The sequence below is a fragment of the Streptomyces sp. AC558_RSS880 genome (genome assembly GCF_019049255.1).
Taxonomy (GTDB): domain Bacteria; phylum Actinomycetota; class Actinomycetes; order Streptomycetales; family Streptomycetaceae; genus Streptomyces.
Genome location: NZ_JAGMUJ010000130.1, coordinates 396,838 through 417,980, shown reverse-complemented (window position 1 = coordinate 417,980; position 21,143 = coordinate 396,838). Strand labels below are relative to the sequence as shown.

23 protein-coding genes and 1 pseudogene are annotated in these 21,143 nt (G+C 73.7%); 13 read left to right on the top strand and 11 right to left on the bottom strand.

Annotated features, from left to right (window positions below; genetic code table 11):
• Nucleotides 1-131 precede the first annotated feature (131 nt).
• The gene (locus KUM38_RS31530) at nt 132-1,382 is read left to right on the top strand and encodes an extracellular solute-binding protein (protein ID WP_217134428.1); all 1,251 of its coding nucleotides are present in this window, start codon (nt 132-134) and stop codon (nt 1,380-1,382) included.
• Between the two features lie 32 nt (nt 1,383-1,414).
• Here the strand turns inward: KUM38_RS31530 and egtD are convergent, their stop codons facing one another.
• Genes egtD through egtA form a run of 4 tightly spaced genes read right to left on the bottom strand, consistent with a single transcriptional unit; the run spans nt 1,415 to nt 5,812 of the window.
• A complete protein-coding gene (egtD, locus tag KUM38_RS31525) occupies nt 1,415-2,377 on the bottom strand; it encodes an L-histidine N(alpha)-methyltransferase (RefSeq protein WP_217134426.1) in 963 nt (320 codons plus the stop codon).
• The gene (gene egtC, locus KUM38_RS31520; protein WP_217134425.1) at nt 2,374-3,177 is read right to left on the bottom strand and encodes an ergothioneine biosynthesis protein EgtC; all 804 of its coding nucleotides are present in this window, start codon (nt 3,175-3,177) and stop codon (nt 2,374-2,376) included. Before egtC ends, egtD begins: the two co-directional genes overlap by 4 nt.
• Nucleotides 3,177-4,493, bottom strand: coding sequence for an ergothioneine biosynthesis protein EgtB (gene egtB / locus KUM38_RS31515; RefSeq protein WP_217134423.1), 1,317 nt, complete (start codon nt 4,491-4,493; stop codon nt 3,177-3,179). The genes egtC and egtB overlap by 1 nt, the downstream gene beginning before the upstream one ends.
• Nucleotides 4,490-5,812: an ergothioneine biosynthesis glutamate--cysteine ligase EgtA gene (gene egtA / locus KUM38_RS31510; RefSeq protein WP_217134421.1), complete on the bottom strand. Its 1,323-nt coding sequence runs from the start codon at nt 5,810-5,812 to the stop codon at nt 4,490-4,492. The genes egtB and egtA overlap by 4 nt, the downstream gene beginning before the upstream one ends.
• A 301-nt stretch (nt 5,813-6,113) precedes the next feature.
• Here egtA and KUM38_RS31505 point away from each other — a divergent pair, with 301 nt between their 5' ends.
• Nucleotides 6,114-6,986, top strand: a complete 873-nt coding sequence (locus KUM38_RS31505; protein WP_217134419.1) for a TIGR02452 family protein — start codon at nt 6,114-6,116, stop codon at nt 6,984-6,986.
• On the opposite strand, the gene KUM38_RS31500 is transcribed toward KUM38_RS31505, so the two are convergent.
• Both KUM38_RS31500 and KUM38_RS31495 read right to left on the bottom strand, forming a co-directional pair.
• Complete coding sequence (locus KUM38_RS31500; protein ID WP_217134418.1) at nt 6,940-7,386, bottom strand: type II toxin-antitoxin system PemK/MazF family toxin; 447 nt, start codon at nt 7,384-7,386, stop codon at nt 6,940-6,942. The genes KUM38_RS31505 and KUM38_RS31500 overlap by 47 nt on opposite strands.
• 96 nt (nt 7,387-7,482) lie before the next feature.
• Entirely contained in the window at nt 7,483-7,941 is a 459-nt protein-coding gene (locus KUM38_RS31495) for a pyridoxamine 5'-phosphate oxidase family protein (RefSeq protein WP_217134417.1), read from the bottom strand.
• Nucleotides 7,942-8,126: 185 nt separating this feature from the next.
• Here KUM38_RS31495 and KUM38_RS31490 point away from each other — a divergent pair, with 185 nt between their 5' ends.
• The 4 genes from KUM38_RS31490 (at nt 8,127) to KUM38_RS31475 (ending at nt 10,623) form a co-directional block, all read left to right on the top strand.
• Nucleotides 8,127-8,663 (top strand): cysteine hydrolase family protein, encoded by a 537-nt coding sequence (locus KUM38_RS31490; RefSeq protein ID WP_217134416.1) that lies wholly within the window; start codon nt 8,127-8,129, stop codon nt 8,661-8,663.
• A 38-nt stretch (nt 8,664-8,701) separates the two neighbouring features.
• Nucleotides 8,702-9,505 (top strand): nucleotidyltransferase domain-containing protein, encoded by an 804-nt coding sequence (locus KUM38_RS31485; protein ID WP_217134415.1) that lies wholly within the window; start codon nt 8,702-8,704, stop codon nt 9,503-9,505.
• A 145-nt stretch (nt 9,506-9,650) separates the two neighbouring features.
• A complete protein-coding gene (locus tag KUM38_RS31480; protein WP_217134414.1) occupies nt 9,651-10,079 on the top strand; it encodes a VOC family protein in 429 nt (142 codons plus the stop codon).
• Nucleotides 10,080-10,197: 118 nt separating this feature from the next.
• On the top strand, nt 10,198-10,623 hold the full coding sequence (locus KUM38_RS31475) for a CBS domain-containing protein (RefSeq protein WP_217134413.1): 426 nt from the start codon (nt 10,198-10,200) through the stop codon (nt 10,621-10,623).
• Here the strand turns inward: KUM38_RS31475 and KUM38_RS31470 are convergent.
• Entirely contained in the window at nt 10,598-11,062 is a 465-nt protein-coding gene (locus KUM38_RS31470) for an archease (RefSeq protein WP_217134410.1), read from the bottom strand. The genes KUM38_RS31475 and KUM38_RS31470 overlap by 26 nt on opposite strands.
• Before the next feature lie 131 nt (nt 11,063-11,193).
• Here KUM38_RS31470 and KUM38_RS31465 point away from each other — a divergent pair, with 131 nt between their 5' ends.
• Entirely contained in the window at nt 11,194-11,841 is a 648-nt protein-coding gene (locus KUM38_RS31465) for a phosphoribosyltransferase (RefSeq protein WP_217134409.1), read from the top strand.
• Between the two features lie 6 nt (nt 11,842-11,847).
• Here KUM38_RS31465 and KUM38_RS31460 read toward each other — a convergent pair whose 3' ends face one another.
• Nucleotides 11,848-13,038: a CaiB/BaiF CoA-transferase family protein gene (locus tag KUM38_RS31460; RefSeq protein ID WP_217134407.1), complete on the bottom strand. Its 1,191-nt coding sequence runs from the start codon at nt 13,036-13,038 to the stop codon at nt 11,848-11,850.
• A 70-nt stretch (nt 13,039-13,108) separates the two neighbouring features.
• Nucleotides 13,109-13,345 carry a hypothetical protein gene (locus tag KUM38_RS31455; protein ID WP_217134404.1) on the bottom strand — a complete coding sequence of 79 codons (237 nt, stop codon included), beginning with the start codon at nt 13,343-13,345 and terminating at the stop codon, nt 13,109-13,111.
• A gap of 125 nt (nt 13,346-13,470) precedes the next feature.
• On the opposite strand from KUM38_RS31455, the pseudogene KUM38_RS43795 reads away from it, so the two are divergent.
• Nucleotides 13,471-13,641 (top strand): annotated as a pseudogene (locus KUM38_RS43795) (LysR family transcriptional regulator); the annotation flags it as partial.
• Nucleotides 13,642-13,876: 235 nt separating this feature from the next.
• Here the strand turns inward: KUM38_RS43795 and KUM38_RS31445 are convergent.
• Nucleotides 13,877-14,491 (bottom strand): TetR/AcrR family transcriptional regulator, encoded by a 615-nt coding sequence (locus KUM38_RS31445; protein ID WP_217134400.1) that lies wholly within the window; start codon nt 14,489-14,491, stop codon nt 13,877-13,879.
• A gap of 271 nt (nt 14,492-14,762) precedes the next feature.
• On the opposite strand from KUM38_RS31445, the gene KUM38_RS31440 reads away from it, so the two are divergent.
• Genes KUM38_RS31440 through KUM38_RS31425 form a run of 4 tightly spaced genes read left to right on the top strand, consistent with a single transcriptional unit; the run spans nt 14,763 to nt 19,594 of the window.
• Complete coding sequence (locus KUM38_RS31440) at nt 14,763-15,320, top strand: 2Fe-2S iron-sulfur cluster-binding protein (RefSeq protein WP_217134398.1); 558 nt, start codon at nt 14,763-14,765, stop codon at nt 15,318-15,320.
• Nucleotides 15,317-16,309, top strand: coding sequence for a xanthine dehydrogenase family protein subunit M (locus tag KUM38_RS31435; protein ID WP_217134396.1), 993 nt, complete (start codon nt 15,317-15,319; stop codon nt 16,307-16,309). Before KUM38_RS31440 ends, KUM38_RS31435 begins: the two co-directional genes overlap by 4 nt.
• Complete coding sequence (locus KUM38_RS31430; RefSeq protein WP_217134394.1) at nt 16,306-18,426, top strand: xanthine dehydrogenase family protein molybdopterin-binding subunit; 2,121 nt, start codon at nt 16,306-16,308, stop codon at nt 18,424-18,426. Before KUM38_RS31435 ends, KUM38_RS31430 begins: the two co-directional genes overlap by 4 nt.
• A complete protein-coding gene (locus KUM38_RS31425) occupies nt 18,419-19,594 on the top strand; it encodes an XdhC/CoxI family protein (RefSeq protein WP_217134392.1) in 1,176 nt (391 codons plus the stop codon). Before KUM38_RS31430 ends, KUM38_RS31425 begins: the two co-directional genes overlap by 8 nt.
• Nucleotides 19,595-19,751: 157 nt before the next feature.
• Here the strand turns inward: KUM38_RS31425 and KUM38_RS31420 are convergent, their stop codons facing one another.
• Nucleotides 19,752-20,315, bottom strand: coding sequence for an NAD(P)H-dependent oxidoreductase (locus tag KUM38_RS31420; protein ID WP_217134391.1), 564 nt, complete (start codon nt 20,313-20,315; stop codon nt 19,752-19,754).
• A gap of 120 nt (nt 20,316-20,435) precedes the next feature.
• Here KUM38_RS31420 and KUM38_RS31415 point away from each other — a divergent pair, with 120 nt between their 5' ends.
• A complete protein-coding gene (locus tag KUM38_RS31415; protein WP_217134390.1) occupies nt 20,436-21,098 on the top strand; it encodes a TetR/AcrR family transcriptional regulator in 663 nt (220 codons plus the stop codon).
• The last annotated feature ends 45 nt before the right edge of the window (nt 21,099-21,143 follow it).

The following is a 21,143-nucleotide window of genomic DNA, read 5'->3' as shown; positions in this document are numbered from 1 at the left end:
ACGTCGGCCCCGTTCGCCGGACGGCCTTGACCTACGCATTGGTCCATACCAAGATGCTGGGCACCCGCCCGAGCTCCGCTCGCCCCCCACGTCGGGCCCCGCCCTGTCCGTCAGACAGAAACAGGACCCCCGTGAAACGCCGTCTGCTCGCCCTTGTCTGTGTGTCCGCCTCCCTGCTCAGTGGCTGCGGACTGATGCCCGGCGACGCCGAACGGCGCACGGTCACCGTGTGGTTGATGCAGCACAGTGCCTCGCAGGAGTACCTGGACCGCTTCACCGAGGAGTTCGAGCGCGAGCACCCCGAACTCGACCTCGACATCCGCATCCAGGAATGGACCGGCATCGGCGAGAAGGTGCAGAAGGCACTGGCGACGGACGAGGAGGACGGCCCCGACGTCATCGAGGTCGGCAACACCCAGGTCGCCACGTACGCGGAGGGCGACGGACTGCTCGACCTCACCCTGGAGTCCATGCGCGACTGGGGCCGCGACGACTGGCTGCCCGGCCTCGCCGAACCCGGCCGGTGGGGCTCCCAGCAGTACGGCATCCCCTGGTACGCGGCCAACCGCGTCGTCATCTACCGCAAGGACCTCTTCCGGCAGGCCGGCGTCACCGCCCCGCCGAAGACCCGCGACGAGTGGCTCACCCTCACCGAGAAGCTCGACACCGGCCGCAACCAGGGCATCTACCTCGCCGGACAGGACTGGTACACCCTCGCCGGCTTCATCTGGGAGGAGGGCGGAGACCTCGCCAAGGAACGGGACGGCCTCTGGCGGGGCACGCTGGACAGCCCGGAGGCGCTGCGCGGCATGGACTTCTACCGCCGGCTCCAGGCGCTCGGCGACGGACCGGTCGACGCCGACGAGGAACACCCGCCGCAGGCCGGCGTGTTCGCCGAGGGCAAGGTCGCCCAGATCGTGGCCGTGCCGGGGCTGGCGAGTGCCATCCTCAAGCAGAACCCGCAACTCAAGGGCGAGTTGGGCTACTTCCCCCTGCCCGGCAGGACCGCCGACAAGCCCGGCGCCGTCTTCACCGGCGGCTCCGACCTCGTGGTCCCGGCCAAGACCGACACCAGGGAGGGCGCCATCGAGGTCGTCGCCGCGCTCACCGGCGCGAAGTGGAACACCGACCTGGCCCGCACGATGAACTACGTCCCCAACAAGGCCGGACTCGCCGAGTCGGTGGCGGGGGAGGAAGGGGTCGCGGCCATGGCGGCCGGAGCCGCACAGGGCCGGGCGACCCCCGGCACACCCCAGTGGAGCGCGGTCGAGGCGGACAACCCGATCAAGGAGTACATGACCAAGGTGCTCACCGGGGCCGACCCGGCCACCGAGGCCGGGCGCGCCGCGCGCCGCATCACCGAGGCCCTGGCCTTCGACTAGGGCGACGCCTTTGCCGGCACGCGGCGCTCCCGTCAGCGCGCGACGCTCAGCGACAGCGCGAACCGCCCCTCCTCGTCCGTCCACCACCGGGCCAACTCCAGCCCGGCGGACGACAGTTCCTCATGCACTCCGTCCCGGCGGAACTTCGCCGACACCTCGGTGCGCAGCTCCTCGCCCGCCGCGAAGTCCACGGCGAGCCCCAGGGAGGGGATCTTCACCGTCTGCGCGGTGCGGGAGCGCAGCCGCATCTCGATCCACTCGTGCCCGGCGTCCCACAGCGCCACATGGTCGAAGGCGCCCGGGTCGAAGTCGGCGCCCAGCTCCCGGTTGATGACGGCCAGGACGTTCTTGTTGAACGCGGCCGTCACACCGGCCGCGTCGTCGTACGCCCGGACCAGCACCTTCTCGTCCTTCACCAGGTCCGTGCCCAGCAGCAGGGCGTCGCCCGGGGCGAGCAGGGCGCGGACGGAGGCGAGGAACGCGGCACGCTCGGCCGGCAGCAGGTTGCCGATGGTGCCGCCGAGGAACGCCACCAGCCGCGGCCCCGGCGTGTCGGGCAGGGCCGGCAGGGCGGTGAAGTCGGCGATCAGCGCGTGCACGTCCAGTCCCGGCCGCTCGGCGGCCAGCGCCCGCCCGGCCAGGGCGAGGGCGCTCTCGCTGACGTCGACGGGGACATAGGCGCGCAGCCCGGTCAGGGCGTCGATCAGGTGCCGCGTCTTCTCCGAGGAGCCGGAGCCCAGTTCGACCAGGGTGCGGGCGCCGGACGCCGCGGCGATCTCACCGGCGCGGGCGAGCAGGATCTCGCGTTCGGCGCGGGTCGGGTAGTACTCGGGCAGCTCGGTGATCTCCTCGAAGAGCTCACTGCCCCGGGCGTCGTAGAACCACTTGGGCGGCAGCGTCCTGGGGCTGCCGGTCAGGCCCTCGCGGACGTCGGCGCGCAGGGCGGCGTCGGCGGCGTCCTCGGGCAGGGTGCGGGTGAGACGGAACGGGCTCACGTAAGGGGCTCCCTCGGAGGTGCGGGTGCGCCGGCGGACGTCAGGGCGTCGCCGGGCTCCTTGAGCGGGGTCAGCAGGACGTCCGTACGGCTCGCCGCGAGCAGCGTGCGGTCGGGGACCTCACGCCAGTGCGGATCGTCGTCGTAGGGCTCGGAGGCCACGACGGTGCCGCCGCCGGCCCGGGTGAGGTACCACAGGGTGTCGCCCCAGGCGGTCGCGGTGACGGTGTCGCCGCCCGTGAGCAGCAGGTTGAGCCGGGCCCCGGGGGCCGCCGCGGCGACCTCCAGGACCGTGTCGGCCAGCGCCTGCCCCTCCTCGTCACCGGCCCGCAACCGGGCGAGCACCAGGGCCCACACGAACGCGGAGTCGTTGCGGGCCTCCAGCGACAGCACGTCCTCGGCGGACAGGGACGCCACCAGCGGCGCGAGCGACCCCGGCCAGCCCGGCACCGCCCCGTTGTGGCTGAACAGCCAGGTTCCGGCCGCGAACGGCGCCGCCGCGGCCTCCGCGTCCGCGCCCGAGAGGGTCGCGTCCCGTACGGCCGCGAGCAGCGCCCGGGTCCGTACGACACGGGCGAGATCCGCGAACGACAGGTCCGCCCAGACCGGCCCGGCCCGCCGGTACCGGGCCGGCACCGGATCGCCCTCCGCGTACCAGCCGACGCCGAAACCGTCGGCGTTGACCGTGCCGTACCGCTGCCGCCGGGGCGCCCAGGACTGCCGGTACAGACCGTGCGGCGGCTTCACGAGCAGCTCGCCCAGCGGCTCCGCTGGCCCTACGTACGCCAGGTGACGGCACATCAGACGTCCTCCGAGCGCGCCGTGCGGAACCCGGAGAAGATCTGCCGCCGGACCGGCAGGTCCCAGTTGCGGAACGTGCCCCGGCAGGCCACCGGGTCCACGGCGAACGAACCGCCGCGCAGCACCTTGTGCTCCGGCCCGAAGAACACCTCCGAGTACTCCTTGTACGGGAACGCCCTGAACCCCGGGTAGGGCAGGAAGTCGCTCGAGGTCCACTCCCAGACGTCACCGATCAACTGCCGTACGCCGAGCGGCGACTCACCGGCCGGGTAGCTTCCGGCGGGCGCCGGACGCAGATGCCGCTGGCCGAGGTTGGCGTGCTCGGGTCCGGGATCGGCGTCGCCCCACGGGTAGCGCATGGAACGCCCGCCGGCCGGGTCGTACCGTGCCGCCTTCTCCCACTCGGCCTCGGTGGGCAGCCGGCGCCCGGCCCAGCGGGCGTAGGCGTCGGCCTCGTACCAGCACACGTGCAGCACCGGCTCGTCGGGCGGCACCACCTCGGTGACACCGAACCGGCGCCGCAGCCACTGCCGGCCGTCCCGGTGCCAGAACAGCGGCGCGGTGAGAGAGTTGCGGCGGACGTGGGCCCAGCCGTCGGCCGTCCACCAGCGGGGCTCGTCGTAGCCGCCGTCCTCGATGAACGCCTGGTAGGCGGCGTTCGTCACCGGGGTGGTGTCGATGCGGAAGGACGCCACCTCGCGCCGGTGCGCGGGCCGTTCGTTGTCCAGCGCCCACGGCTCGTCCGAGGTGCCCATGGTGAACGGGCCGCCCGGGACGAGGACTTCGGACGGGCCCGTGAACAGGGGCACCGGCTCCGGGTCCGGGGCGGTCAGCGCCCGCGGTCCCTTCCGGAGCTGATGGGTGATCAGCATGGTCTCGTCGTGCTGCTGCTCGTGCTGCGCGATCATCCCGAAGGCGAAGCCCGCCTCCGTCAGCCGCGTCCCGTGGAACGCGGCGGCCTCCAGCACGTCCAGCGCCCGGCCGCGCACGTCGGCCGCGTACCGGCGGGCCTCCTCCGGCGACAGCAGCGGCAGCTTCGGACGTTCGGCGCGCGGGTGCTCGAAGGCGTCGTACAGGGTGTCGATCTCGGGCCGCATCGCCTCATGGCCGGCGACGGCCCGCAGCAGCCACTGCTCCTCCTGGTTGCCGATGTGGGCGAGGTCCCACACCAGCGGGGACATCAGCGGCGAGTGCTGGGCGGTCAGGTCGGGTCCGTCGACGCAGCTGGTGAGCAGCGTGGTGCGGTCCCGTGCGGTGATCAGCGAGGCGACCGCGCGCTCGCGCAGGGCTTCGGCGTCGAGGGCGGGGTCGGTCATGAGGAGGTGTCCTTCCCGTGCGGGTGCGTGGGGCGGGGGTGCGCGCCGCGGGCCGTCGCGCACAGCTCGTCGAGCAGATCGTCGGCCGGACAGCGCCCCCGGGCGACATAGCGGTCCCGGTACGTCCTGACCGCGTCGACCACCTCGGTGCCGGCGCCGAGCCGGGGCAGGGCGCGCAGCGCCGCCGCGAAACAGGTGGCGGCCACCTCGCGCAGCTCCGGGTCGGCCAGGCCGACGCGGGCCGCGTCCCGCCAGAGCGGATTGTGCGGCGCGGGCATGCCGTGGGTCCGCTCGGCCAGCGGCTTCACCGCCCGGTAGGCGGTCTCGGTGGCCTCCGGGTCGTCGAACAGCGCCGCGACCACGGCCAGCGGCACGATCCAGCCGTCGTCACCGGGCTGCGCGTCGATCATGCGCAGTTCCAGGTGGCCGCGCGGCCTCACCGGCGGGAACAGGGTCGTGGCGTGGTAGTCGAGGTCGTCCCGGGTCGGCGGTCTGGGCGTGCCGGACCTGGTCCACTCCCGGAAGGTGAGCCCCCGGGGCACGTCCCACGGTCCGCCGTCGTCCCGCACGCACATCACGGGCGAGTCCAGGACGTGCCGGGCCCAGGTGCCGCGCGGGTCGGCGTCCAGCACGGGGGCGCCCGCCCGGCCGGTGCCGATCTGCGCCCAGCGCAGCTGCCGTGTGGACAGCCAGCCGGTCGGCCGGTCACCGGCGATCGGGGAGTTGGCGAACACGGCGACCAGGACCGCGCCCAGCTGGTGCGCCAGCCACCAGCGCCGTACGTGACCGAGCGGGCCGGGCTCCTCGTACCCGGCGTCCATGCACACCTGCACGGAGGCGGAGGTGCACATCATGGCCCGGCCGGCGGGACCGGTGCGGTCGAGACAGGCCTCCATGGCGTCGTAACGCGGTTCGCGCAGGAACCGGCGGGGGGTGTGCCAGGGGTCGTGGCCGAGGCCGACGAGGACCAGACCGTCCTCGCGCAGGACCGCGCGGACGGCGTCGAGGTCGGCGGAGACGGTACCGACGCACTCCATCAGGGAGGCGGCGGGCGGCGAGCTCAGCTCCAGCTGGCCGCCGGGCTCGACGGTGAGCGCCGACCTCAGGGGCACGGTCCGCAGAGCGGCGTAGGCCGCTTCGAGTCGTTCGGGTGACACGGGGAGCCGCGGGTCCCGCAGCTCGTGGACGAGCCATTCCACCTCGACGCCGAGGAGGCGCGGCGGTCCGGTCTTGAAGCAGATGCCCCGCACGAGGGCTTCCACCTCGGCTTCCGTAACGGCGCTACGCGGCTCGGGACAGCCGCCTGCCGAATCGGACATGTAGGGATCCTCCTGAGATTCCGCCATGTCACCGGCCCGGAACGGCAACGGTCCCGGCCGGCACCAACCCGTCCACCCAAAACCTTCGCGTCGGCGGGCACAAGGGCGCCTGGCGGGGCGTTCCGGTTCGGTCATCCTTTCGTCCGGCCTGTTCCCGGGCGGTTCTCCGCCCGTTTCCCGGGCCTTTCGGGGAGGCGGAAACTCCGTTGCGGCGCATCACCAGCATCGCTCAGGATGCCTGCATGAGCACGACGAGCGAGACCGCGCGGCGCGTGGTCACGGCGGCTACGGGGGTGGCGCCGTGAGCGCGCGCCTGCGCGGCATCGCCCGCGAGACCGAACAGATCGTGGCGGCCGGTGCCTACCGCGCACCCGGCGGCCACGAGGTGTCCGTCGCGGCGGCGGTCGAGGCCGCGGCCCGCGGCACGCGGACGCACGGGCCGCAGCCGGTCCCGGTCCCGGCGTTCCGTCCGGTCGGGACCCGGTTCGAGGTCACCGGCGAGAGCAGCCTGGAGGCCGCCCGGCGGCTCGCGGACCACGTGGCCGTGCTGAACTTCGCCTCCGCCCGCAATCCGGGCGGCGGATACCTCAACGGCGCACAGGCCCAGGAGGAGGCCCTGTGCCGTGCCTCCGCGCTGTACACCTGCCTGCTGCGGGCCCCGGACTTCTACGACCACCACCGCGCCCACCGCGACCCGTTCTACACGGACCGCGTGATCCACTCACCCGCCGTGCCGGTCTTCCGCGACGACCGCGGACGCCTCCTGGACGAGCCGTTCACGGCCGGTTTCCTCACCTCGCCCGCGCCCAACGCCGGAGTGATCCTGCGAACGGCGCCGGAGCGGGCGGGCGAGGTGCCGCACGCCCTGACCGTACGGGCCGGGCGGGTCCTGGAGACCGCGGCCGCCCACGGCTACCGGCAACTCGTGCTGGGCGCCTGGGGCTGCGGGGTGTTCCGCAACGACCCCGCCCACGTGGCGGCGGCGTTCCGGTCGCACCTGGAGCCGGGCGGACGCTTCGCGGGCGCCTTCGCCCACGTGGTGTTCGGCATCCTGGACCGCACCCGCGACAGCGCGGTCCGCGCCGCGTTCGAGCGGACCTTCGCGGACCTGCTGCCCGGGGCGGACGTCAGCTCCAGCCGTACCGCTCCCGCAGCCGCTGACGCACGAGGTTGAACCGCATCCGGTCCAGCGCGCACGCCTCCCGGCGCATGCCCTCCTCGTGCAGCCGCAGCACCCGGTCCACGTCGACCCACGAGTCGCGGCCCGACCGGTCCCACGGCCCGCTGCCGATCGGCACCCACTCCCGGTCGCCGTCGTGCCGCCTGCTCGACAACTGCACGGCGAGGAAACTCCCGGCCGCCTCCCGGGCGACGACGAGCACCGGACGGTCCTTGCCCCGGCCGTCGTTCTCCTCGTAGGGCACCCAGGTCCAGACGATCTCCCCGGGATCGGGGTCGCCGTCGTGCGCGGGCGAGTACTCGGTGCGCACCCGGCCCACCTCACGGGGCGCGGCCTCGACGGTGGCGGAAGGGCCGTGGCGGCCCGGGGTGTTCTCAGGGCTGAAGGCGGTCACAGGCGTACCGTACGGCACCCCGGAAGGCGCCTCGCACGCGGCCGGTGACACCGTCGGCGGCTCGCCGTACGCCGCGCCCGGCGCACAGCGCCGACGTCATGCGGGCGTCTTCGGAGGCGAGGTGTCCACCGGTTCAGCCGGGCCGGACAGCCCCGTGAGTTCCCGGCCCGTGACCATCTCGGCCTCGATCCGGACGAACACCCCGTCGCGCATCGGCATCCACGAGCGGGGACCGGTCCGCAGCAGGCGTTCGTGCTCGGCCGGGCCGGTCACCACGGCCGCCCGGCCCGTGACCACCACGCTCCAGCCGGACCGTCTCCCGGCATCGAAGTCGTCGGCCTCGAAGGCGACCACGACGCCGTCCACCGCCCGCACCAGATCGGACGCGGCGGAGGTGCACAGCACCACGGAGGAATCCGCGTCCAGGGAGAAGTTGACGGGCAGGACCGCGGGCAGCGCCCGCCGGGTGTAGACGACGCGACCGACCGGCACCTCGGCCAGCAGGCGCAGACACTCCTGGCGGTCCAACGGCCGGAAGCCATCGCTGTGGATCATTCCTCCATCGTCGGCGCCGGACCCCTGCCGGGCTAGGGCCGGACGGCCCTGATGACGGTCCGGCACCGGCGGCGGTTCCCCCACGGGCGGATCCTCGTGGGGCGGCTGTCGCACGCCTCCGACCGTCACGGCCGTGCGCGCGAGCAGACATGTCTGACCTCCTTCGCGGGTGGAACCCGGAGGGCATGAGCAAGGCCGCGCTGATCGTCATCGACATGATCAACACCTACGACCATGTGGACGCCGAGCATCTGATCCCGTCCGCCGAGTCGGTCGTACCGGTCGTCTCCACCCTGCTGGAACGGGCGCGGCACCGGGACGTGCCGGTGATCTACGTCAACGACAACTTCGGCGAGTGGCGCTCCCACCACGGCGAGCTGCTCGACAAGGCCCTGTCGGGCCCGCACGCGCGCCTCGTGGAACCGCTGCTGCCGGACGACTCCTCCCTCTTCGTCGTCAAGGCACGGCACTCGATCTTCTTCGAGACGCCCCTGGGCTATCTGCTCAACCAGCAGGGCATCGACCGGCTCGTGCTGTGCGGTCAGGTCACGGAGCAGTGCGTCCTGTACTCGTCGCTCGACGCGCACATCCGCCACTTCGACGTGACCGTCCCCCGTGACGCCGTCGCCCACATCCACGCCGACCTCGCGGACGCCGCCCTGCGGATGATGGAACGCAACATGGGAGCGCGGGTGTGCCACAGCGACGAACTGTGGAACTGATGCGCCGCGACGCGGGTCCGCGGGCCGACACCGGTCCCATGAGCCGTACCCTCGTCCCGCCCCGCGAGGTCCGCCCCTACCTCGACGAGCTGGTCCGCCGCACGCGCGCCGTCTGCGGCCCCCACCTGGTGAGCGTCCTCGCCGTCGGCTCCCTCGCGCTCGGCGACTACCGGCACGGACGCAGCGACGTCGACGTGACCGTCGTGGTGGACCGCTCGCTTCCCCGGCGTGCCCTGTCCGAACTGGCCGGGGTGCTGGCGCACCCCGCCCTGCCCTGTCCCGCGGCCGGACTGGAACTGGTCGTGTACCCGGCCGATGTCGCCGGCCGCCCGTCCGGCGGGGCGGGATACCTCATGGACCTCAACACCGGACCGTCCCTGCCCGAGCGGGTCAGCCACGACCCCGAGGAGGCGCCCGCGTTCTGGTACGTCCTCGACCGTTCCCTCGCCCACCAGGCCGGCCTCCCGCTGTTCGGCGGGCCGGCACGGGACGTGATCGCCGCACCGCAGCGGGTCGCCGTGCTCACCGCGCTCCGCGCCTCCGTGCGGGAACACGCCGAGGGCGAGGGGCACGCGGCCGACAACCGGGTGCTCAACGGCTGCCGCTCCGTGGTGTGGTGCCGCACCGGCCGCTGGTTCGCCAAGCGCGGGGCGGCCGAAATCGTCGCCGCCTCGGAGGCGGACTTCCGGCCGCTGGTCACGGACGCGCTGCGCAGCTTCGAACGCCCCCGTGAGTCCGCGCTCGCGCTGCCCGGGGCGGCGGTCGGGGACTTCCTGGCCTGGGTGGCCGCTCGCGTGGACGAGGCCGCCGCGGCCGAGGGCGGGCACGACGCCCCGGCCTGACACGCGCCCGCGTGCCGTCGCCCCCGGTCGACGGCTCGACAGCCGTCGGCTCCGCCGTCTAGGCTCTTCGGCGCGGCATCGCGTGTCGGTCACCGGCTGGGTGAGGCATGGAGGCGCCGCGGATGCACGTGGAGGCATCGCCCTCGTGTCAGTCGAGTTCAACCACACCATCGTTCTCACCCGTGACCGGGAGAAGTCCGCCCGTTTCCTCGCCCACGTCCTGGGCCTGGAGGTCGGGGAACCGGCCGGAATGTTCCTGCCGGTGACGACCGCCAACGGAGTCACCCTGGACTTCGCGACCGTCGACATCGACATCCCGGCGCAGCACTACGCGTTCCTCGTCTCCGAGGACGAGTTCGACGCGCTCCTCACCCGGCTCGTGGAGGCCGGGATCCCCGTCCAGGCCGATCCGCACGGCAGGCACCCCCGCCGCATCAACCGCAACGACGGCGGTCGCGGCGTCTACTTCCGGGACCCGGCGGGCCACGGCCTCGAGGCCCTCACCCGCCCGTACGGCACCGACCCGGCCTCACCGCTGAACGGCGTCACCGAGGAGGTTCCCGGAGCCGTGTAGGCGGGACGGGGGCGGGCGTGCTCACGCGTCCGCCTCCGCCCGGTCGGTTTACGCGCCGCGCAGCGGGCTACGCGTCGGACACGGGGAGTCCAGGCCGGCCACGTACCGGGAGGTGCCCATGACCATGCGGATACGGGACGTGATGTCCACGGACACCGCGTCCGTCGAGCCCATGACGACGGTGGCGCGGGCGGCGCGCCTGATGCGCGAGCAGGACATCGGCGACGTCCTCGTCGCGTACGACTGTGATCTGTTCGGTGTGCTCACCGACCGCGACATCGTGCTGAGGGGCGTCGCGGAGGGACGCGACCCGCAGGCCACGACGGTCGGTTCCCTGTGCACGCGCCCGCCCCTGGTGACACTCGACCCCGAGGACACCACCGATCACGCCGTGGAGCTGATGCGGCGGTACGCCGTCCGGCGGCTCCCGGTGGTGGAACGCGGCGGCTGTCCGGTGGGGATGGTGAGCCTCGGGGACCTCGCCGCGACGGAGGATCCGCACTCCGCCCTGGCGGACATCAGCGCGGCGGCTCCCACGCACTGAGCGCGCACGTCCAGCCGTACGGGCCCGGGCGGATCCGCAGTTCCTCCCAGTCCACGGCCGTCGGCATCCGCCCGGTGACCCGTACGTCCGTCAGGGCGGCCACCGCCAGGCGTACGTCGAGACCGTCCTCGGTCCCGTCCGCCTCCACGTCGACCGGTACCTGGCCGTACTCCTCCAGCCGGTACAGGATCTCGTCCAGCAGCGCCGCCAGCAGATCGTCGTCACTGGCCCCGTCCAGCCGGATGCGGCCCACGCCCGTCGGCCGCACCCCGGAGACGTCGGCGAAACACTCCACCATCGCCGCCACCGCCTCCGCCAGACAGTTCTCCCGGCTCGCCGCCCACGCCTCGATCCGGAACTCGTCCTCCTGCGCCACCGCCCGGTGCCCGCTCTCGTCCGGCCGCCGCGCCTGCCCGTAGTCGCTCGTGTCACCGACCATGGAACTCGCCTGCCCGACGACCGCGCACCCATGCCGGACGTCGTGCGCTTCGAGTGGCGGGGAGCGGGGTACACGGGTGCGGACCAGGTGCTTCAGGTGCCGTCTTTCGGTGTGGAGGGAGGGCATCCGCCATGCGGTTCCGTGATCGCCGGCAGGCCGGCCGTGAACTGGCCGCACGGCTGCGGGAGAGGCAGGACGAGGGAGCCCTGCCCGAACCCGTCGTGCTGGCCCTGCCCCGCGGCGGTGTCGCCGTGGCCGTCGAGGTCGCCCGGGCACTGGACGCCCCGCTCGACGTCCTCGTCGTACGGAAGATCGGTGCCCCCTTCCACGAGGAGTTCGGCGTCGGCGCGATGGCCGGTGACGGGATTCCGCTCTTCGACGAGGACGCCCTGCTGCGGCTGGGCATCACCGAGGCCGACCTCGCGCCCGTCGTCGAACGCGAGCGCACCGAGCTGCGCCGCCGCGAACAGCGCTACCGCCAGGGCCGCCCCGCTCCCGAACTGGGCGGACGGACCGTGATCGTCGTCGACGACGGGCTGGCGACCGGCTCCACCGCCCGCGCCGCGCTGCGCGCCCTGCGGGCACAGGACCCCGGACACCTCGTGCTGGCCGTTCCGGTCGGCGCGGCGGAGGGCGTCGCACTGATGCGCTCCGAGGCCGACGAGGTGGTGTGCCTGCACGAGCCGGCCGCGTTCATGGCCGTGGGCCAGTGGTACGAGGAGTTCGACCAGCTGACCGACGAGGACGTGCTGGACGCGCTGCACCAGCGGCAGGCGTAGCCGCGGTCAGACGACCCCGTCCGCGCGCAGTGCCGCGATCTCCTCGGGGGAACGGCCCAGTTCCGTGAGGATCGCCTCCGTGTGCTCGCCCACGGCCGGTACCGGGTCCATACGGGCCGGCAGCCCCGCGAGGTCGGCGGGCGGCAGCAGCGCCTCCACGGTTCCGCCCGGCACCGCCACCTCGCGCCAGCGGTCGCGGCCGGCGAGCACCGGGTGGCCGAGGAACGCGGCGACGTCGTTGACCCCGGCGCAGGCGATGCCGATCGCCTCCAGGTCCTCGAGCAGTTCATCGGCGTCCGCGCGGGCGAAGCGCTCGGCGATGACCGCGTTCAGCTCCTCGCGGTGGGTCACCCGGTCGGGGCCGGTGGCGAAGCGCGGATCGTCGGTCAGCTCCGGCCGGCCGAGGAACTCCGCGCACAGGGCCGCCCACTCGCGCTCGTTCTGGACGGAGAACAGCACCTCGCGTCCGTCGGCGGCCCGGTAGGTGCCGTACGGGGCGATGGTGGCGTGCTGCGTGCCCAGCCGCGGGGGCTGGGCACCGCCGTAGCGGGTGTAGTAGGCGGGCTGGCCCATCCACTCGGCGAGCGCCTCGAACAGGGACACCTCCACCGGGTGCGCCGTGCCGGTGGTCGCGCGGGTGTACAGGGCGGTGAGCACGCCGCTGTACGCGTACATCCCGGCGGCGATGTCGGCGACGGAGATCCCGGTACGGGCGGTCTCCTCCGGTGTTCCGGTCAGCGACACCAGGCCGGTCTGGCACTGCGTCAGCAGGTCGTACGCCTTGCGGTCGGCCCAGGGGCCGCTCGTGCCGTAGCCGGAGATCGTGCAGGGGATCAGCCGCGGATAGCGGCGGGTCAGCTCGTCGGTCCCGAGGCCGAGGCGGCCGGCGGCGCCCGGCGCGAGGTTCTGCACGAACACGTCGGCGTCCCGGAGCAGCCCGTGCAGGATCGCGCGGCCGCGCGGGTCCTTCAGGTCCAGCGTGAGGGATTCCTTGGAACGGTTGATCCACACGAAATAGCTGGAGTGGCCGTGCACGGCCGTGTCGTACCGGCGGGCGAAGTCCCCCTCGCCCGGCCGCTCCACCTTGATCACACGGGCGCCGAGATCGGCCAGCTGGCGGGTGGCGTAGGGCGCGGCCACCGCCTGCTCCACACTGACCACCGTGACCCCGGACAAGGGGGGTTCGCGCACGTCCACGCCTCCTGCCTGCTCCGGCCTCGATCAGTACAGCCGGGGCGTGGCGGCTGTCAACGGCCGCCCCGGCCGTTCACCGGCCGGCCCGGCTCCACGGAGCGTCCGCGGGCCTGCTGCGGGAGACGACGCGGGCGCCGCGGTCGTCGACGGCACGGACCTGGAGCGAACCGCAGCCGCAGCGGGTCCACACCGTGCTGCCCGCCGCGGTGCCGTGCCGGGAGACCACCCGGAACGGCTCGGCGTCGTCCGGCCACCCGCAGTACGGGCAGGACGTGCCGGTCGTACCCGTGGCGCCGGTCGTGCTGGTCATGGTGACTCCTCGGATCCTCGATCACATGGGTGCGCTTCCGATTGTCGCGACACGGCAAGGGTGCTTCGTACCCTCCGTACACGTCCAGGCTGACTTCGCGCACGCCATCGTCAAGCGTGGACTTCATGATCGACCTGCGCCGGCTGCGCGTCCTCAGGGCGGTCGCCCACTACGGCACGGTCACCGCGGCCGCCCGCGCCCCGCACTTCACCCCGTCCGCCGCCTCCCAGCAGATCCGTCAGCTCGCCCGCGGCCTCGGCGTCGCCCTGATCCCGCGCCTCGCCCGTCTCGCCCCGGACCTGCCGGTCACCCGGGTGCGCTGCACCGGCGACCCGCACCGCGCGCTGCTGACCTGCACCCGCGGCGGCGGGCGCGCCCGTCCGGCGGTGGCCGCCGCCCTGCGGGAGCCGCGCGAGCCGGCCACTACGGCGGTCGCCTGGGAGCGGGACGGTGTCCATGCCGCGCGGGCGTCCGCACGGGGCCGCCGGCGGGTGGTCCGTCCACCGGCGGACCGGCGTTCCGGCCCGCGCGCTACCGCCCCGGTGCCCCCGCCCGCAGGCCGTCCATGACCAGGTCCAGCAGCCGGGTGGCGCGCGGCTGCCAGTCCTCGGCGGGGTCGAGCTGCCAGAGACCGCCGATGGCGAGGACGAGATCGTCCGCGGTCACCCCCGGGCGAATGGATCCGGCCTCCTCGCAACTGCGCAGCAGGAGTTCCGCCGCCTCGGTCACCGGACTGTGTCCCGGCTTCGCCGGGCTGCCCGGTCCGCTGGTGGCCTGCCGGATGGCGTCGGCCAGCCCGGCCTTGGTCATGGCGAAGCGGGCGAGCCCGTCCATCCACTCGCGCAGCGCGCAGTCGGGCTCCCGCGTGCCCAGCAACCGCGCCGCGCTGTCCGCCACCTGCTGCATCTCGTACCGGTAGATCTCCATGACGAGGGCCTCGCGGCTGGGGAAGTTCCGGTAGAACGTGCCCTGCCCGACGCCCGCCTTCTTGGCGATCACGCTCAGCGGGGTCTCCGCCGAGCGCGTGAGTTCGACGAGGGCCACCTCCAGGATGCGCTCGCGGTTGCGCTGCGCGTCCGAGCGCAGGGGTGCCGCCGTGCTCCGCGGCGTCCGCGCGCAGGGGGACGCGTCCTTCTTGTGCCCCACTCGTCCTCCTCCCGGGCCGTGACCGAAACCCGTCCTTGCTAACCGGACAGTTGTCCACTACGTTTTCGGAGTAACGGACAGCTGTCCGCTTCGGGTCCATCGTATCGGTGGACACGGACGGCGCGGGACGCCCGGTGGCATGCCCGCGACGACCGGTGTGTTCCCGGCCCTCCCCCTCTGCCCCATGCTCCCGAACGCCCCACGTTCCGTACAGCCCACCCCTCACGTCATCGACTCGTCCGCCTTCCAGATCCCTGAAAGAAGGCTGCTCATGGCCCCCTCGACGTCCAGCAGCGTCACCTTGAACATCAACGGCGAGAAGCACACGCTGTCCGTCGACCACCGCACCACCCTGCTCGACGCCCTGCGCGAGCGCCTCGATCTGACCGGCACCAAGAAAGGCTGCGACCAGGGACAGTGCGGCGCCTGCACGGTCCTGGTCGACGGCCGCCGCACCGTGTCCTGCCTGCAACTGGCCGTCGCGTCCGACGGGCGCGAGATCACCACCGTGGAGGGCCTGGCCGACGGGGACCGGCTGCACCCGGTGCAGCAGGCCTTCCTCGACCTGGACGGCTTCCAGTGCGGCTACTGCACCCCCGGCCAGATCTGTTCGGCCGTCGCCGTCATCGAGGAGCACGCGGCGGGCTGGCCCAGCGCCGTCACCGGGGACGTGCGTCCCGAGGCGGGACCGCCGCCCCTGACCCCCGAGGAGATCAAGGAACGCATGAGCGGCAACCTGTGCCGCTGCAGCGCGTACGTACAGATCGTCGAGGCGGTCGCCCGCGCGGCCGCCGAGAGCCGCAACGAGACCGAGGAGGCCGCGGCGTGAGGGAGTTCGACTACCGGCGCGCCGACGACGTCTCGGGCGCGGTGGCGCTGCTCGACGCCGACCCCGACGCCCGCTACCTCGGCGGCGGCACCAACCTCGTCGACCTGATGAAGAACGGCGTCGAGCGCCCGGCCCGGCTCGTCGACGTCCGCACCCTCCCGCTGGACCGGATCGAGCCGGCCGACGGCGGCGGACTGCGCATCGGCGCCACCGTCACCAACAGCGACCTCGCCGCGCACCCCGGCGTCCGGCGGAACTACCCCGCCCTCGCCCAAGCCGTACTCGCCGGTGCCTCCGGGCAGTTGCGCAACATGGCCACCGTCGGCGGCAATCTGCTCCAGCGCACCCGCTGCGGCTACTTCACCGATGTGACCAAGCCCTGCAACAAGCGCGCTCCCGGCAGCGGTTGCCCCGCCGTCGAGGGCGAGCACCGCAACCACGCCGTCCTGGGCGCCTCCGACCACTGCGTGGCCGTCCACCCCTCCGACATGGGTGTGGCGCTGACCGCCTTCGACGCGGTCGTCTCCTACGAGACCGCCGACGGGCCCGGGGAGTTGCCGCTGGCCGACTTCTACCTCCCGGTGGGCGACACCCCGCACCGGGAGACCGCCCTGCCGCCCGGCGCGCTCATCACCCACGTCACCCTGCCGCCGGCGCCGGTCGCCGCCCACTCGCGCTACCGCAAGGTCCGCGAACGCGCCTCGTACGCCTTCGCGATCGGCTCGGTCGCCGCCGCCCTCGACGTCAGCGGGGGAGTCGTCCGTGAGGCCCGCCTCGCCTTCGGGGCCGTGGCGTCCCGGCCCTGGCGGGCCCGCGCCGCCGAACGCGTGCTGAACGGCGCCCCGGCCACCGCGGAGTACTTCGCGGCGGCGGCGGACGCCGAACTCGCGGCCGCCAGGCCGCTGCCCGACAATGGATACAAGGTGACACTCATGCGCAACCTGGTGGTGGCCGTGCTGTCCGAACTCGCCGAGGAGGCCGCCCGATGACCACCGCCACGACGATGACGGGCGCCGTCGGCACCGCGCACACCCGCGTCGAGGGCCGCGACAAGGTCACCGGCGCCGCCCGCTACGCCGGCGAGATCCCCTTCGCCGACCTCGCCCACGGCTGGCTGGTGCTGTCCACCGTCGCCCGCGGCCGGATCCTGTCCGTCGGGACCGGACCGGTGCTCGACATGCCGGGCGTGCTCACCGTCCTGCACCACGGGAACGCCCCGCGCCTCGACATCGACTACGTCGGCATGCTGGGCGTTCCGCCGGACCCGACGGCCGCGGTCTTCCAGAACGACCGGGTCCCGCACGCCGGCTGGCCCGTCGCGCTCGTCGTCGCCGAGACGCCGGAGCAGGCCCGGGAGGCCGCCGAGGCGCTCGTCGTCACCTACGAGCAGGAGCCGCACGACATCGAGCTCTCCGCCGGCCGCCCGGACGCCTACCCGGTGGACGGACACATGCCCGCGGTGACGGAGAAGGGCGACCTGGAGGCCGAACTCGCCGCCTGTGCCCACGTGGTGGACGTGGAGTACACCACGCCCGAAGAGCACCACGCCATGATGGAGCCGCACGCGGCGACCGCCCTGTGGGACGGCGGCCGGCTCGAGGTCGTCGACTCCAACCAGGGCACCACCTGGGTCGCCGACGAGATCACGCGGATGTTCTCACTGGACGCGTCCGCGGTGCGGGTGCGCTCCGAGCACGTCGGCGGCGGCTTCGGCAGCAAGGGCGTACGGGCCCACCAGGTCTCCGCCGTGATGGCCGCGACCGCCCTGCGACGGCCGGTCCGCGTAGTGCTGACGCGCCGTCAGATGTTCTCGCTCACCGGTTACCGCAGCCCCACGGTCCAGCGGGTCCGGCTCGGCGCCGACTCCGACGGCCGGCTGCGCGCCCTCGAGCACCGCGCACTGAACCAGACGTCCACGGTCTGGGAGTTCGTCGAGCCGAGCGCCGGTGTGGCGCGCGTGATGTACGACGCCGACGCCCACCGCACCTCGAACGAGGTCGTACGGCTGGACGTGCCGTCCCCGACGTGGATGCGCGGGCCGGGCGAGGCGCCCGGGTCGTTCGCGCTGGAGGCGGCGCTCGACGAACTCGCCGAGCGGTGCGGCATCGACCCGGTCGAGCTGCGGCTGCGCAACGATCCCGAGCACGGACCGGTCTCCGGGCTGCCGTTCGCCGGCCGCAACCTCGCCGCCTGCTTCCGCGAGGGCGCCCGCCGTTTCGGCTGGGCCGACCGTGACCCGCGCCCGGGGACGCGCCGTGAGGGGCGCTGGCTGCTCGGCACGGGCACGGCCGCGGCCTCCTTCCCCTCGGGCGCCCTTCCGTCGACGGCCGCGGTGACCGCGGAGGCGGACGGCACCTTCACCGTGCGGATCGCCGCGGCCGACATCGGCACCGGGGCGCGCACGGCGCTCACCCTGGTGGCCGCCGACGCGCTCCGGGTGGCGCCCGACCGGGTCCGGGTGCACATCGGCGACAGCGACTTCGGCCCGGCGGGGATCGCGGGCGGCTCCATGGGCACCCGCTCCTGGGCCTGGGCGATCACGGCCGCCGCCGGGGAACTGCGGGACCGGCTCGTTCCGGGAGGCGCCGTGCCGCCGGAGGGCATCACCGTACGGTCCGACACCACCGCCGCCCTGGGCGCCCTCGCCCAGAAGGAACGGCACTCCTTCGGGGCGCAGTTCGCCGAGGTGGCCGTGGACGTCGCCACCGGCGAGGTGCGGGTGCGGCGGATGCTCGGCATCTTCGCCGCGGGCCGGATCGTCAACCCGCTCACCGCGCGCGGTCAGCTCGTGGGCGGCATGACCTGGGGCATCTCGATGGCCCTGCACGAGGAGGCGGTCCGGGACCGGGCCTTTGGCGGCCTCTACGGCGCCGATCTGGCCGGCTACCACGTCGCCACCCACGCCGACGTGCCGACGGTCGAGGCGGACTGGATCGACGACCCGGACCCCGACGACCCCGTCGGCATCAAGGGCATCGGCGAGGTCGGCATCGTGGGCGCGGCGGCGGCCGTCGCCAACGCGGTCTGGCACGCGACCGGCGTACGGCACCGGAACCTGCCCATCCGTCCGGACCGGGTACTGGAGGCGGGAGGACCACGTGTTTGACATCGCCGGCGAGCTGCACCGCTGGCTGACCGAGGACAGGGAGTTCGCCGTGGCCACGGTGGTGTCCGTGGGCGGCAGCGCGCCGCGCGGCCCCGGCGCCGCCCTCGCCGTCGACAGCGGGGGAACGGTCGTCGGCTCGGTGTCCGGCGGGTGCGTGGAGGGCGCGGTGTACGACCTGTGCGCCCAGGCGCTCGCGGACGGCGAGAGCCGTGTCGAGCGGTTCGGCTACAGCGACGAGGACGCCTTCGCCGTCGGCCTGACCTGCGGCGGGGTCATCGACATCATGGTGACCCCGGTCGGTGTGCGGGCTCCCGTCCGGCAGGTGCTGCGGGCGGCGCTGTCGGCCGTCCTCCAGGGCGGGCCGGGGGCACTCGCCCGGGTCGTCGAGGGCCCGGCGGAACTTCTCGGCAGGGCCCTGTTCGTCCACCCGGACGGATCGTACGAGGGCGGCCTCGGCGGGGTTCCCGAGCTGGACCGGACGGCGGCCGGGGAGGCCGGGGCCCTGTTGGAAGCGGGCCGCACCGGTACGGTCGCCGTGGCTGCGAGCGGAGCGAGAGGGGAGTCCCCCCGGACGGAGTCTGGGGGAGGGTCGTACTGCCCCGGTGGTCTGACCCTGTTCGTGGAGTCCTCGGTGCCGCCGCCCCGCATGATCGTCTTCGGGGCGATCGACTTCGCGGCGGCGCTGGTGCGGGCGGGGAAGTTCCTCGGCTACCACGTCACGGTGTGCGACGCGCGGCCCGTGTTCGCGACCGGGGCCCGCTTCCCGGAGGCCGACGAGATCGTGGTCGACTGGCCGCACCGCTATCTGCGGAGCACGGAGACCGACGCGCGCACGGTGCTGTGCGTCCTCACCCACGACGTGAAGTTCGACGTACCGCTGCTGGAGGTGGCGCTGGGGCTGCCGGTGGCGTTCGTCGGGGCGATGGGCTCCCGGCGCACCCACGCCGACCGCGAGCGCCGCCTGCGCGAGGCGGGCGTGGGGGAGCGGGAGCTGGCCCGCCTGCGTTCCCCGATCGGCCTCGACCTCGGCGCCCGCACCCCGGAGGAGACGGCCCTGTCCATCGCGGCGGAGATCGTCGCCACCCGCCGGGGCGGCACGGGCGTTCCCCTGACGGGCTTGCGAACGCCGATCCACCGTGACGGGCGGTCCGCGCCGGCGGCTGCCTGAGTCCTTGGACACGGGGTCCGGTTCCGCCGCGTCGGGTGAGGGGTTTCGCCCCCACCGCCCCTTCCCGTCCCGAACCCGGGGCTCCGCCCCGGGCCCCGCTCCCGAAACGCCGGAGAGGCTGAGACTCAGCCTCTCCGGCGTTTCGGAGTGAGGTGGATCAGGCCGCAACCGGCTCGCCGGCGAGGCCGTGGAGGCGGGTGATGACCTCGGTCAGCTGGCCGGCGACCTCGTCGTCGTCCGCCGGGTGGGTCTCGGCGAAGCGGGTCACCGAGCCGGGGATGGAGAGCTTGATGTCCTCGATCACCTTGCCGCCCGCGATGCCCACGGACTTGCGGGCGTCGTCGTGGGCCCAGACACCGCCGTACTGGCCGAAGGCGGTACCGATCACGACGACCGGCTTGCCGCTGATGGCGCCGGCGCCGTAGGGGCGGGACAGCCAGTCGATGGCGTTCTTCAGGACGGCCGGCATCGTGCCGTTGTACTCGGGCGTGAAGAGCAGCAGCGCGTCGGCGCCCGCGGCGGCCTCGCGCAGCTTGGCGGCGGCGGCCGGCACGGTGCCCTCGACGTCGATGTCCTCGTTGTAGAAGGGGATCTCCGCCAGCCCTTCGTGGAGCGACACCTCGGCGCCCGCGGGAGCGAGCTTGACAGCGGCCTCGGCGAGCTGACGGTTGTGCGAACCGGCGCGGAGGCTGCCGACGAGGGCGAGGATGCGAACAGACATGAGGGGCTCCAGGGGGTGCTGAAACATCGCCGAAACAATCCGGACCGGGGTCCGTTTCTCTGTTGTAGCACTTCAACCGGACCGCGGTCCAGTTTCTTCCCGATGCTTTACGCTGGCTTCATGTCCGCCGCGCCGCCGCCCGTCCCGGCACCCCAGGACCCCGCACAGCCGCAGGAGTTGCTGCAACTCGGAACCGGCCCCGACGAGCCCTGCCTGCGCGCCGACGCCGCACGCAACCGGGCCCGCCTGCTGGAGGCGGCCGCGCGGCTCGTGGCCGAGCGCGGGGCCGACAGCATCACCATGGAGGAGGTCGCGGCGGCGGCCCGCGTGGGCAAGGGGACGGTCTTCCGCCGCTTCGGCGACCGCACCGGCCTGCTCACCGCCCTCCTCGACCACTCCGAGAAGAAGTTCCAGGCCGCCTTCCTCACCGGACCCCCGCCGCTCGGGCCGGGCGCGCCCCCGGCCGAGCGGCTGCGCGCCTTCGGCCTCGCGATGCTCCGCCGCACCACCGAGGAGCTGGAACTGCAGCTGGCGGCCGAACCGGGAGCGGGCCGCCGCTTCACCAGTCCGCCCCGCCGCGTCCTGCGCCACCACGTGACCCTGCTGCTGCGCGAGGCGGTCCCGGACGCGGACTGCGAGGTCCTCGCCCACACGCTGATGGCCCAGCTCGACCCCGCCCTGATCCACCATCTGATACGGCAGTGCGGCATGCCGCCGGAGCGGCTGGAGTCCGCGTGGCTGGACCTGGTCGGCCGGGTGACGGGCCCGGCGCCCGCCCGCTGACGGGGTATCAACTCACCCACCTGATCGCCCGGTTACGGCTTCTGC

Bases quoted from the DNA above. Each gene is read 5' to 3' on its own strand.
- egtC (WP_217134425.1), bottom strand. From the start codon at position 3,177: ATGTGCCGTCACCTGGCGTACGTAGGGCCAGCGGAGCCGCTGGGCGAG.
- egtB (WP_217134423.1), bottom strand. From the start codon at position 4,493: ATGACCGACCCCGCCCTCGACGCCGAAGCCCTGCGCGAGCGCGCGGTC.
- egtA (WP_217134421.1), bottom strand. From the start codon at position 5,812: ATGTCCGATTCGGCAGGCGGCTGTCCCGAGCCGCGTAGCGCCGTTACG.
- KUM38_RS31495 (WP_217134417.1), bottom strand. From the start codon at position 7,941: ATGATCCACAGCGATGGCTTCCGGCCGTTGGACCGCCAGGAGTGTCTG.
- KUM38_RS31490 (WP_217134416.1), top strand. From the start codon at position 8,127: ATGAGCAAGGCCGCGCTGATCGTCATCGACATGATCAACACCTACGAC.
- KUM38_RS31485 (WP_217134415.1), top strand. From the start codon at position 8,702: ATGAGCCGTACCCTCGTCCCGCCCCGCGAGGTCCGCCCCTACCTCGAC.
- KUM38_RS31475 (WP_217134413.1), top strand. From the start codon at position 10,198: ATGACCATGCGGATACGGGACGTGATGTCCACGGACACCGCGTCCGTC.
- KUM38_RS31470 (WP_217134410.1), bottom strand. From the start codon at position 11,062: ATGGTCGGTGACACGAGCGACTACGGGCAGGCGCGGCGGCCGGACGAG.
- KUM38_RS31465 (WP_217134409.1), top strand. From the start codon at position 11,194: ATGCGGTTCCGTGATCGCCGGCAGGCCGGCCGTGAACTGGCCGCACGG.
- KUM38_RS31455 (WP_217134404.1), bottom strand. From the start codon at position 13,345: ATGACCAGCACGACCGGCGCCACGGGTACGACCGGCACGTCCTGCCCG.
- KUM38_RS31440 (WP_217134398.1), top strand. From the start codon at position 14,763: ATGGCCCCCTCGACGTCCAGCAGCGTCACCTTGAACATCAACGGCGAG.
- KUM38_RS31430 (WP_217134394.1), top strand. From the start codon at position 16,306: ATGACCACCGCCACGACGATGACGGGCGCCGTCGGCACCGCGCACACC.
- KUM38_RS31420 (WP_217134391.1), bottom strand. From the start codon at position 20,315: ATGTCTGTTCGCATCCTCGCCCTCGTCGGCAGCCTCCGCGCCGGTTCG.
- KUM38_RS31415 (WP_217134390.1), top strand. From the start codon at position 20,436: ATGTCCGCCGCGCCGCCGCCCGTCCCGGCACCCCAGGACCCCGCACAG.